This is a genomic window from Brevibacterium permense, from assembly GCF_025506275.1.
In the GTDB taxonomy this organism is placed as follows: Bacteria; Actinomycetota; Actinomycetes; order Actinomycetales; family Brevibacteriaceae; genus Brevibacterium; species Brevibacterium permense_A.
Genome location: NZ_QYCP01000094.1, coordinates 150,424 through 162,197, shown reverse-complemented (window position 1 = coordinate 162,197; position 11,774 = coordinate 150,424). Strand labels below are relative to the sequence as shown.

Here is an 11,774-nt window from a genome sequence, read left to right as displayed (position 1 = left end):
ATGTGCTGAACGGAGTTCGGATCTCTGTGTGTGCTGAACGGAGTTCGGATCTCGGTGTGTGCTGAACGGAGTTCGGATCTCGGTGTGTGCTGGCAGGTCCGACCTTGGCCGACTGCGGCGGGCCGTTCCTGACTGTGCCCCGTCATTACTGGCTGTGTCCCGTCGTTACTGGCTGGGGTCAGTAGTGACTGGGTCCAATCGTCGTCAACTGAGTTCAACAGTGACTGGCTGCGGCGCAGTTTCGGCCAGCCGTTTCTGACTATGGCTCAACTACGTCCAGCTGTGCCACGCTGGTCGGCGAGTGCTCGGCAGCGCGTTGTCACGGCGCCAATTGTGGATCCAGTCAGGAAGTTCGGGTTCGTTCTCCGGCGCCCCGAATGCGTCGACGAGGTCGTCCCTGGTGAGCGGGCCGCTTTCGGAAATGAGTCGGGTGGCCACGAAGGCCCGGGCAAAGATCTCTCCGTCGACGACCATGCGCTGTTCGAAGAACACTGTGCGCTCATCGATGCCGCAGACCTTGGTCTCGAGGCTGTAGCGCTGCCAGAGTTTCAGCGACTTGCGGAAGCTGATGGTTTCGGCGCTGACGACGCCTGTCCAGCCGCGGTCGCGCATCGCCTGCCATGCTCCGCTGCGCACCATCATGTCGAGTCGCCCCAAGTCCATGATCGAGAAGTACTTGCCGTTGTTGAGATGCATGAAGATGTCGATCTCACCCAGGTGAACGCGCATGGGGAGGGAATAGGTGTCCCAGATATCGCGCGCGGAACGTCGCCGGGACCTGAGCAGGTGCAGGATCATGCGGAAGAAGTGCATGAAACCGATGTTACTTCACAGTAGTTTCGCGTGGAAGCGCATCTGAACGAGGAGCGCCTTCACGGTCGCGGAGGCGAATTCTTGCGCGAGCGACGGGTGCCACCTCGGCGAGGGTCTCTGTCAGTCCTTCGCAGGTTCGGGTTCGCGGCCGGGGAGGAACGGTGATTCTTCGGGTTCGGGGTGGCGCTTCCACTGGATGAGCATGATAGCCACACCGAGGGCGACCGCGCCGATCGCGCCCCACACATTTGTCCGCAGGCCGAGGATGACGAAGCTCGGGTCGAGGCGGATCGATTCCCAGACGATGCGTCCGGCGCCGTACCACATGAGATAGACGGCGAAGAGGCGTCCCCACTGGAAGAAGATGTGCCGGCCCAAGTAGAGCAGGACGAGCGCGCCGAGGCTGTTCCAGATGACCTCATAGAGGAACGTCGGGTGGAACAACGTGCCGGGCGGAGTGCCCAGCGGGATGGCCGGGTTGCCCGGATCGATATCGAGGCCCCATGGCAGGGTGGTGGGCTGGCCGAACAGCTCTTGGTTGAACCAATTGCCGAAGCGCCCGCAGGCCTGGGCGAGAATGAGTCCCGGAGCCAGGGCGTCGAGCAGGGTGGTGAGTTTGAGGCCTAGTCTGCGGCACATGATCCATGCGCCCAAGGTTCCGCCGATGAGCGAACCGAAGATCGCGATTCCGCCCTCCCAGATCGCCCAGACCGAACCGGGTTCGAACGGATTCCAGGGGTTGCGGCCGGGGCCGAAGTAGTCGGTGTAATGCGTGATGACGTGGTAGATCCGCGCGAAGACGATGGCCATCGGCACGGCCAGGGTTGCGATGTCGAGCACCTGCCAGTCCTCGACGCCGCGCTTGGTCAGGCGATGGTTCGTCAGCACGATCGCAATGATGATGCCCACGAGGATGCACAGCGCATAGAAGTGGATCGTCAGCGGTCCGAGTTGGAAGCTCGAGATGGACGGGCTGGGGATTGCCGCCGAGATGTCGTGCGGAATCGCGGTCGCGCTGGAAGTCACTAGGCCGAGGTGCATGGGGCCAGTCTATTTGCACCCGTCTGAGAATCTCTTATGCAGCGGCTGGTCTCTGACCGGCGAGGACCGTTTTCGGGCCGATCGCTGTGCCGCCTGCGCTCTGACTAGCGCGTAAACACGAGCCCTGTGGGGTGAAGGTGGCCGCGACAAGGCCATTCGCGCTCACATCAGAATGGAGGCACAGCGGTGCCATTGAACTGCCATTCGCAGCTATGTGCCGAAGAGGCCGTCGATGATGTCGTCAGTGATGTACCTCGAATGCAAGATCGGGGTGCGAGCGGGGTCGATGCTTTCGGGCGGTCGCCATGCCGGCCGCCCGTCGCCGAGCATGAAGACTTCCCAGTCGGAGCGGTCCATGAGGTGGTGGTGGAAGGAGCACAGCAGGCACATGTTGTTGATGTCGGTCTTGCCGCCCAGGGCGTGCGGCACAATATGGTTCACGTCGCACCACCCCGCCGGTGCATCGCAACCGGGGAACACGCATCCGCGATCCCTGGCGGTGACGATTGCGGTCTGCTTCTTGTTGGCGAAGCGCTGTTCAGTGCTGACTTCCACCGTGCGAGCCTTTTCGTCCATCAGGTGGAAGAAAACGGTGCCATCGAGGCCGCGTCGAGCGACGTCGCCCATCGGGAAGCGGTCGCCGGAGCCTGTGGTAGCTTCGCCGATGCCGTTGGCAATGTCGGACGCTTTGGCTGTGACGACCAGGGCGTAGGGCGAGCCTTTGGCTGCTTCCTTCATGCTGATGCGTGAAATGAGGGTGGCAAAACGTTCGTAGATCCAAGCCTTCGCACTGGGCTGCTCGCTCATGAGATCGACTGCCGCACCATCGGCGCGGACCCCGTGACCGGCAGGAACGGGACGGTTGGCAGCGGGATCCGCGGATTCGGGCTCGGGATCATCTGGAGCCTCTGTGCCACTGGCGGACTCGATGCCACTGGTGGACTCGATGCCACTGGTGGACTCGGGACCGTTGACGGTGTGGGAGTCCCGGGCGCTATTGGCATCATCGGCGGTTGCGGTGCCTCCGGTGGCCTCGATGACGGCCCATGGAGGTGCATCGAAACGATCTCCGGTAAGGACGGCATCGAGAGGTTCGAGCCGTTGCTCGTCGAGGGTCTGGCCGAGGCCGCCACGGTCGAGGCCGCCACTACCGGGAGTCTGGTCTGGCCCGGCGTTCGGAGCGAGTGGGGAAGCGTCTTCGCGCTCGGCTTCGTCCGCATCGGAGTCGGTGGGTTCTGCGATTGTCGATGTGTTGTCTTTCGCGGATTGGATCCGCGAGGTCAGCAGTCCGTGCAGTTCGGATCCCGCCACGGGATCGAGGACGCCCTCCAGCCTCCAGTCTCCATTGCGCTTGGGCCGGGCAGTGATGAAGTAGGCGGAACGATCGCTGGGGTCGAGCGGCTCGGCTCCGTCGGGGTCGATGAGGGTGAGCATCTGACGGAAGACATCGCGGAGCTCGCTGACAGTCACCGATTTCGCGTACTTCACGAGGTCGGTCTCCACACGGGACTTCGTCTCGTGGTCCACCCATGCGGGCAGTGCCTTGAGGCAGTCTTCGATGGCAGTGAGATGTTCTGCGGGCAGGGTGCCGAGGTGGAGCTGCTCGGCGACAAGCGGGTGTTCGGGCTCAAGCGGTTGGCCGTCGAGTGCGACTCGTCCGCCGAGATTCTCTGCGAGCTTTGCTCTGCGGTTCGCTTCTCTCCCCGAGAGGTTGAGGCGTTCCTGAATGAGCGCCTTGGTCGACTTGGCGCCACTGTCTTTGGGCGTGCCGACGCGTTCGTAGACGGCCAGCGCCAGGGTGGACAGAGATTCACTGAGTCGACGCAGAGCCTCTGCCCCATCGATGACCTGCAGTGCCTCGTTCGGCCCCATCGGCCGGTCGAATGCACGAAGACCTCCGACCAGTCCGGTGAGCGAGGCGATCGAGTCGGTGATTTCGGGAGCGCTCGCAGCAAGGTCGTTCCAGGCGGCGTCGGTGAGGATCGGGTGCATCGAAGTCGGGCGTTGAGTAACGTCTCCGCCTTCTGGCTGTGTCGCGTGGCGATCTGCGGTGTTGTTGCTTGCTGCGGCCGGTTCTGCCGGTTGGACCGGTGCAGGATGTGTGGTCGTCTTGTCCTGCTCATCCGTTCCGGGTTGCGCAGTCGATTCGGCCGGAGCGGTCGTAGTGAGCTCTGTTGTGTCCGCTGATTCGACGGTTTCGCGTGGTTGGTCGGAACCGGCAATTCCAACTGCATTGCTTGGTTCTTCGACGTCAGCGATCGACGTATCGTCGTTCGGTTCGTCATCGTCGGACGAAACTGGGTCAAGGGCCTCGAACACCTCGGCGAAGTGGTGGCCGCTGAGGTCGAGCCCGGCTGCCTTGAGCTGTTCGGCCAGCGATGTGGGGCTCGATGCTTCCTCGGATTGTGCAGGCTCGGTGTCCTTCAGCGCGCCAGCATCTCGAGGAGTCAGGCCCGTGAGGTCTGCCGGTGCGGTGTTCGTCGGCGGTCTTCTGCTCGCCCCACCGCGCGAGTCAGCGGCAGCGCAGCGGTCGCGCTTTCCTGACTTGCGTCGCTTGCGGTCGGGGGTGAAGGTCATCGCTGTTGAGTTCCGTTCGTCATTGAAGGCCTCTTAGCCCAATTGTAGACAGTAGGTGAATTGAAAGCAATATAATCTTCGAAAAAGATTCGACTGGAAATGACATGCTAAATGTGGAGGTCGCTTTTGGATGGTTTATCGGGATGTCAGTCAGTTTGAGGGCACTTTACTCGTCGGCACTGACTCGGGACCGATGACGATTGAAGTGTCGGGAGGATTCTCGGAACTGGATCCGACGCGATAGAGGTGGGTGATCTGTGCGATGCCTGCCGTCCAGGAAGCGTCGGAGCCTGGTCGTCCAGGAAGGGGCGGAGCCTGGCCGTCCGGAATGTGTCGGACGGTAGTGCTCGGATAGAACCGCCTCGGCGAGATTGGATCTGCACGCGAGGTCACTGCGGGTGGGATGATGGGGAGCTATGGCCCTTGATTTCACCCTGGTGCAGCTGCGCTATTTCCAGGAGGTCGCCAGGCGGGAGAACATGACCGAGGCGGCGAAGCAGCTCAACGTCACTCAGTCGGCGATCTCGACGGCGATGGCGCAGCTCGAGCGGACCATCGGCCTCGACCTTTTCATCAGGCAGAAGAACCGATCGGTCGTGCTCTCTCCGGCAGGAAAGCGATTCCTGGCCGAAGTGACCAGCTTTCTCGAAGCCTCTGATGCGCTCGGAGAAACAGCGCTGGGGCTGTCCCGGTCTTTGAGTGGGAGTCTGACTGTCGGCGTGTTCTCGCCGATCGCGCCGACCCGACTGCCGCTGATCCACGACGAGTTCGCGAAACGCTACCCGGATGTGCAGGTGACTTACCTCGAGGCCGACCTGGAGGAGCTGCAGAGGGCCGTCACAGCAGGCGACTGTGATCTGGCGCTGACGTACATGCTCGGTCCGACGGGCCGATTCGACACATTCCTTCTCGATGTCGTCGAGCCTCACGTTCTGGTGTCACGCAATCATCGCCTTGCCGGGGGCGGGGATCCGAAGCCGGTGCGTCTGAGTGAGCTCGCTGCGGAAGATTACATTCAGCTCGATCTGCCGTTCACCAGGCAGTACTACGACGAACTGTTCCGCATCGCAGGCATTGTGCCGAAGACCCGTCACTCGTTCTCCGGCTACGAGACGCTGCGTTCGTTCGTGGCGATGGGGCACGGGTATTCGCTGCTGAGCCAAAGCGTGTCGGCGGGTACCTATATCGGCCTGCAGACCGTCGACGTTCCCCTGCTCGACGATTTCCCGAGCATCGACCTGGCAGTGATCTGGCCCAGCGGCGTGCGCTTGAGCCGACGCGGGAAGGCATTCTGCGAAGTCAGCAGAGAGGTTCTGGGTGCTGCCGTGCAACAGTGACGGTCCGGATCTGGCATGTATGCACCGAAGGCCCGCGGCCGGCGCGGAGGATCGGCGGTGATCGCGACACCGCGACACCGCGACACCGCGACATCGCGACACCGCGACACCGCGACATCGCGACATCGCGACATCGCGGCGCAGTGGACGAGCAAAGGCCGCCGACCCGGCCAGTTCTCATTGATTCAATTGATGACAATGTTCAAAAGTATCTGTTGGACCGATTCCGAATCGCTGATGACAATGAATGGCAGGCATCACACGGGCAGACGGTGATGCTTCCGCCCCATCAGGGTGACAGACCCTTCATGGGACAGAGCAAAGGAGCTTTGATGTCCACTCCCATCACCGGCCAGGAGCACACGCGGGCTGTCGACGGTCACGGTCCGTCGACGAAGATGCAGCGGAAGGTGCTGCTCGGCGGCAGCATCGGCCAGTTCGTCGAGTTCTATGACTTCACGTTGTACGGTCTGTCGGCAGTGATCCTGTCCGAGTACTTCTTCCCCGACGGCGACCGGATCACCGGTCTGCTGGTCATCTTCGCGACCTTCGGAGTCGCCTTCGTCATGCGCCCCCTCGGTGGACTGTTCTTCGGAGCTCTCGGCGACAAGGTCGGCAGGCGGCAGACCCTGACGATCACGATCTTCCTCGTCGGAGCCTGCACAGCCCTCATCGGCATCCTCCCCGGGTTCGACACGATCGGCTGGTTCGCGCCGATCCTGCTCATCCTCGCCCGACTCGGCCAGGGCTTCTCTGCCGGCGGCGAATCCGTCGGCGGACCGTCCTTCGTCTACGAGCACGCTCCGATTGCCAAGCGCGGACTGTGGATCAACATCACCCTGGCCGCGACCGCTCTGCCCTCGGTATTCGCCGGCGGCCTCATCCTCCTGCTGTCAACGGTGATGAGCGACGCCTCATTCGACTCATGGGGCTGGCGCGTTCCGTTCCTCCTGGCGCTGCCGTTGTCGGCCGTCGGACTGTGGATCCGGTCGAAGACCGACGAATCCGAGCTGTTCAAGAAGACAGCTGCCGAACGGCCCAAAGAGTTCAGCCCGATCCGCGAAAGCTTCCGCGAGAACTGGGTCGGGATGCTCCAGGTCTTCTTCGTCCTCGGCGTCACCGCGCTCGGCTTCTACATGCTCTCGGCGTACTTCGTCACCTACATCCAGACCACCGGCGACCTCAGCCGCGAACAGTCGCTGCTGACAAACGCGATCGCGATGGCCAGCTACACGATCTTCCTGCCCATCGCCGGCCACCTCGGTGATCGATTCGGACGTCGGCCCATGCTCATCGCGGGTGCGATCCTGCTCGCGGTCACCTCGGTGCCGGCATTCGGGCTGGTCACCAGCGGACACATGGGGCTGGCATTCCTCGGGCAGACGATCTTCGTCCTCGCGCTCTGCTGCTACGGCGGCGGCTGCTACACCTTCTTCTGCGAGCGCTTCTCGACGAAGACGCGGTTCACCTCGGCGGCCATCAGCTACAACATCTCCTACGCGGCGCTCGGCGGAACCGCTCCGTTCGTGGGCACCTGGCTCGTCGACATCACCGGCGTCAATACCGCGCCCGGCTATTACATGGCCGCTGCGGCCGCCGTGTGCCTCGTCCTCATCTTCGTCACGCGCCTCCCCGAGACCCGCGGACGGCTGGGGTAGGCGCGCCAACTCCACCACAGACCCACACCCACACCACCCATAAGAAAGCAGCGATCAGCAATGAACCTTCAGGCACCCCCATCCTCCGACGCGGCCTTCCTCGCAGACTTCCACTTCGTCGCCACCATCGGTGCCACCGACAACAACGGCGTCGACCGACAGGCGCTGACGGCGGAGGACAAGCAGACGCGTGACTGGATGCGCGGCTGGGCGACGGACAAAGGCTTCGACGTGCGCGTCGACGCGATCGGCAACATGTTCGCGTGCCTCGAGTTCGTTCCCGATGCCCCGTACGTCCTCATCGGCTCCCACCTCGACTCGCAGCCGCTCGGCGGCCGCTTCGACGGCGCCTACGGAGTCATCGCCGCCCTCTTCGCGGCCCTGCGCGTCAAAGAGGAGCTCGCCGAATCGGGCCTGCAGCCCGCCTTCAACCTCGCAGTCGTCAACTGGTTCAACGAGGAAGGCGGCCGTTTCGCCCCGTCGATCATGGGCAGCTCCGTCTACGCCGGGCTCTTCGACCTCGATGAGATGCTCGCCGTCACCGACCTCGAAGGCACCACCGTCGCCGAGGCGCTGGACGCCATCGGCTATGCCGGCACCGACACCCCGCCCGAGGCGATCTCCTATGCCGAGATCCACATCGAACAGGGCCGAATCCTCGAACGCGAAGCCACGGACATCGGCGTCGTCGAGTCCAGCTGGTACACGCAGAAGCTCGACGTCGATGTCCTCGGCGAACAATCCCACACCGGGGCCACGGCGATGGCCGACCGCCACGACGCTCTCGTCGCCGCGGCCAAGGTCGTCCTCGCCGTCGCCGAGGTGGTCGACGAGTTCGAGGAAGAAGCCCTCGTCTCCTCGGTCGGCCAGCACGTCGTCGAACCGAACTCGCCGATCGTCGTGCCCCGCCGCGTCCACATGGTCGCCGACCTCCGCTCCTCCGATCCGGCCATCGTCCAAGCTGCCCGCAACTCACTGAAGACCCAGATCGCTGAGATCGCCCGTGCCCACGACATCACCATCAACGCCCGCGACTTCGACATCCGCGACAAGCGCCACTTCCCGACCGAAGGCGTCGAACTCGCCGAGAAGGCCGTGGCCAACGAAGGCCTGAGCATCCGCCGGTTGGAGACGATGGCCGGTCACGATTCCGTGGCGATGAATCACCGTGTGCCCGCCGTGATGATGTTCGTTCCCAGCGTCGACGGCGTCTCCCACTGCGAACGCGAGTTCACCACCGATGAGGACATGCTTCGCGGTGTCCGCGTACTCACTTCGGTGGCCGGTGAACTCGTCCGCGGTGAGCTCGCCGATGTCCGTGACGGTGCCGTCTGGGTCGGTTCGTCCGTCGCCGAGGCGCGCGCATGAGCAACGCCGACCCGCGCCCCAGCGCCGCCACGGCCGCAGTCCCGACCAGCTCGACGACCGAACCCTGGACCCTGTCCGCCACCGAGGCGCTCGCCGCCTTCCGGTCCAAGGATCTGTCCCCAATCGACTACCTGACCTCCTTCATCGGCCGCATCACCGCCGAAGACGAGCGCATCAATGCGGTCACCGAAGTCGTCGAGGAGGCGGTCACCTCGGCGCGGGAGGCCGAGGACTTCTACGCGAACGCCACCAGCGATGACCTCGCCGGGGCGGCCGCCACCCGTCCGCTGCTCGGACTTCCCGTGATCGCCAAGGAGAAGCACGCGCTCGCCGGCCGCGGCCTCACTCAAGGACTGCTGCACGAACGGGACACCGTCGCCGACCATGATGCCGCGATCATCGCCCGCATCCGCGCCGCCGGCGGATTCGTCCACGCCCGGGCGACCTCTCCGGAGTTCAGCTGCGCGACGATCACGCACTCGCCGATGTGGGGCGTGACCCGCAATCCGTGGAATCCCGACCTCTCGCCCGGCGGGTCCTCCGGCGGGTCCGGTGCTGCGCTGGCCGCCGGGTTCGCGCCCCTGGCCACGGCCTCGGACATCGCCGGATCCACGAGGCTGCCCGCCGCCTTCACCGGCACCGTCGGCTACAAGGCCCCATACGGTCGGATCCCCGGCGCCCAACCTCTGGCCGCGGACTGGTACCGCGGGGACGGGCCGATGGCGCGCACCGTCGCCGACGCCGCCCTGCTCGCCAAGGTCATGGTCGGGGTCGATCCGAGCGATCATGCGACCATCGCCTCGCCCGGGTTCCTCGATGACTTCGACCCCGCCGAGGCAGCCGACCGGCTCCGCGGACGCAGGGTCGCGCTGTGCGTGCGATTGGGGGACTTCCCCGTCGGGAAGGACATCGAAGCGAATACCCGCGCGGTCGCCTCGGCGCTGGAATCGGCCGGGGCACACGTCGAGGAGATCGAACTGCCGTGGACGGCCGAGCGGATCTTCGAAACCGCGTTCACCCACTTCGGGAATCTCCTCGCCCCCGCCATGCGCGCCGCCACCCGTGGACACGAGGACACCCTGGCCGAATACACGCTGCGGTTCATGGCCGACGCCGAGGCGGTCGCCGGCCGACGCTCCTTCTACGACGGACTCGCCATGGAAGCTCAGATCCAGGCGGAGCTGGCGTCAGCAATGGACGGGTTCGATGTGCTCTTGGCACCCACCTCGGCGGTGGCGGGACTGGAGGCCGGAGCCAGCTACCTCGACGGGATCACGATCGGCGCCGACGGCATCGGTCGCGAAGTGCACTCAGATTCGGGAAGCGCCGATTCGAGCGGTGCCGGAAACGCCGGACATGAGGACAGTGCGGAGCACCCGGTTGAGGGGATCCGGCTCGACCACTACTGGCAGGCGCATATGACGATGCCGTTCAATATCTGCAACCGCGCGCCGATCGTCAATGTGCCTTCGGGCATGGCTGACTGCGGCATCCCCACCGGCGTCCAGGTCATCGCCCACACCTATGACGACGCCCGCGCCTTCGACGTCGCCGCCGCGATCGAGCAGCTGCGCCCATGGGCAGGACTGGCGCCGACGGTTCAGATAGGCTCATCGGATGGATGAGCACGCCCTCGCCGAGGTGGAGCGAGCAGGAACGCAGTTCAACGCCGTCACAGCGATGACCGTCGACCGCGCGAATGCCCTCACTGCGGAATCGATCGACCGTCGGGATTCCGGTCAGCCGCCTCGGCGTCTGGAAGGGATTCCCTTCGCCATCAAGGACGTCATCGACCTCGTCGGCTACCCGACGACGATGGGATCGAATGTTCGCAGCGATGCCCCGGCGACCACCTCGGCGACGGTCGTCGACCGGCTCGAAACGGCGGGCGCGATCCCGGTCGCGAAGACGAACTGCCAGGAGTACTCGTACGGAATCCTCGGCGACGAGTCCGCCTTCGGCCGCGTCGTCAATCCCGTCGATCCGGAGCTGTGCACCGCCGGGTCGAGCTCCGGATCGGCCGCACTCGTCGCTGCCGGGGTGGTGCCGTTGTCGTTGGGCACTGACACAGCCGGATCTGTGCGCGTGCCGGCGGCCTGCCAAGGCGTGCTCGGGTTCAAGCCGACCTTCGGGGTAGTGCCCGTGGACGGAGTCTTCCCGCTCTCGCAGAGCTTCGACACCGTCGGACTCTTCGCCTCCGACCTCGGCATACTGACCAGGGCTTTCGACGTGATCGCGGGAACCGGTGCGGGTGATGACCGAGGCGACAGCGCAGCGTCGGGCATTGCCGCCGGAGGCTGGACCGGCCCGGCCGCTGGCAGGACAGGAACCGCCGCGACACCGGTGGACGGCTCAATGGGCAGTGGAGAACGGACCCTCGATGTCAGTCTCTTCGCCGAAGACGATGACCGGTCGAACGAACTGCTCATGTCGGTTCCCGACCTCACGATCACCTCGGCGAATGGGCCGGTCCTGGATGATCTCCTCGACGACCTCGCACCGATCTACGACTACATCCGCCTCTATGAGGCATTCGAGGTCCACAAAGACCTCTTCGCCGAACGTGCCGCGGACTACCAGCCGGGTGTGGCCACGAAGGTCGAGGCGGGACGACGCCTCGAGCATGCGGAATACCGGAAGCAGCTGGACGCGCTCGCGGAACTACGAAAACGGTCGCTCGCGGTCTTCGGCGGCACCGATTACCTGCTCACTCCAGCTATCGACGGGCCCGTGGTCCGGTGGGATGAGATCGACTCAGGCACGGCGGCGAAGCTCATGCGCTATTCGATGCCGTTCAACGTCCTCGGCTGGCCGGCCTTGACGATCCCGCTGCCCGGCGCCGGAGCCGGACCGCAGGCGGTGCAGCTGGTCGGTCGCCCCGGCGGTGATCGGGAACTGCTCGCCTTCGCCTCGCGGCTGGTCTGACTCGGGCCGGCCGGAGTCATCCGGGGACCCTGGCTGGTCTGTCGCAGGCCGCTTG

8 protein-coding genes are annotated in these 11,774 nt (G+C 64.7%); 5 read left to right on the top strand and 3 right to left on the bottom strand.

Translation table 11 applies throughout. The features are described from left to right. Positions 1-270: 270 nt before the first annotated feature. The 3 genes from D3I60_RS15905 to D3I60_RS15895 form a co-directional block, all read right to left on the bottom strand. On the bottom strand, positions 271-813 hold the full coding sequence (locus tag D3I60_RS15905) for an acyl-CoA thioesterase (protein ID WP_262777466.1): 543 nt from the start codon (positions 811-813) through the stop codon (positions 271-273). Between the two features lie 120 nt (positions 814-933). Continuing rightward, entirely contained in the window at positions 934-1,854 is a 921-nt protein-coding gene (gene lgt, locus D3I60_RS15900) for a prolipoprotein diacylglyceryl transferase (RefSeq protein ID WP_262777464.1), read from the bottom strand. 210 nt (positions 1,855-2,064) lie between these two features. After that, a complete protein-coding gene (locus D3I60_RS15895; protein ID WP_262777462.1) occupies positions 2,065-4,431 on the bottom strand; it encodes a DUF222 domain-containing protein in 2,367 nt (788 codons plus the stop codon). A gap of 416 nt (positions 4,432-4,847) precedes the next feature. Here D3I60_RS15895 and D3I60_RS15890 point away from each other — a divergent pair, with 416 nt between their 5' ends. The 5 genes from D3I60_RS15890 to D3I60_RS15870 all read left to right on the top strand — a co-directional run bounded on the left by D3I60_RS15890 (position 4,848) and on the right by D3I60_RS15870 (position 11,719). After that, positions 4,848-5,768, top strand: a complete 921-nt coding sequence (locus tag D3I60_RS15890; protein WP_262777460.1) for a LysR family transcriptional regulator — start codon at positions 4,848-4,850, stop codon at positions 5,766-5,768. Between the two features lie 332 nt (positions 5,769-6,100). Further along, on the top strand, positions 6,101-7,426 hold the full coding sequence (locus tag D3I60_RS15885; RefSeq protein ID WP_262777458.1) for an MFS transporter: 1,326 nt from the start codon (positions 6,101-6,103) through the stop codon (positions 7,424-7,426). Positions 7,427-7,486: 60 nt separating this feature from the next. Continuing rightward, a complete protein-coding gene (locus tag D3I60_RS15880) occupies positions 7,487-8,794 on the top strand; it encodes a M20 family metallo-hydrolase (protein ID WP_262777456.1) in 1,308 nt (435 codons plus the stop codon). Further along, on the top strand, positions 8,791-10,419 hold the full coding sequence (locus D3I60_RS15875) for an amidase (RefSeq protein ID WP_262777454.1): 1,629 nt from the start codon (positions 8,791-8,793) through the stop codon (positions 10,417-10,419). The genes D3I60_RS15880 and D3I60_RS15875 overlap by 4 nt, the downstream gene beginning before the upstream one ends. Continuing rightward, the gene (locus D3I60_RS15870) at positions 10,412-11,719 is read left to right on the top strand and encodes an amidase (RefSeq protein ID WP_262777452.1); all 1,308 of its coding nucleotides are present in this window, start codon (positions 10,412-10,414) and stop codon (positions 11,717-11,719) included. Before D3I60_RS15875 ends, D3I60_RS15870 begins: the two co-directional genes overlap by 8 nt. Positions 11,720-11,774: the final 55 nt, after the last annotated feature.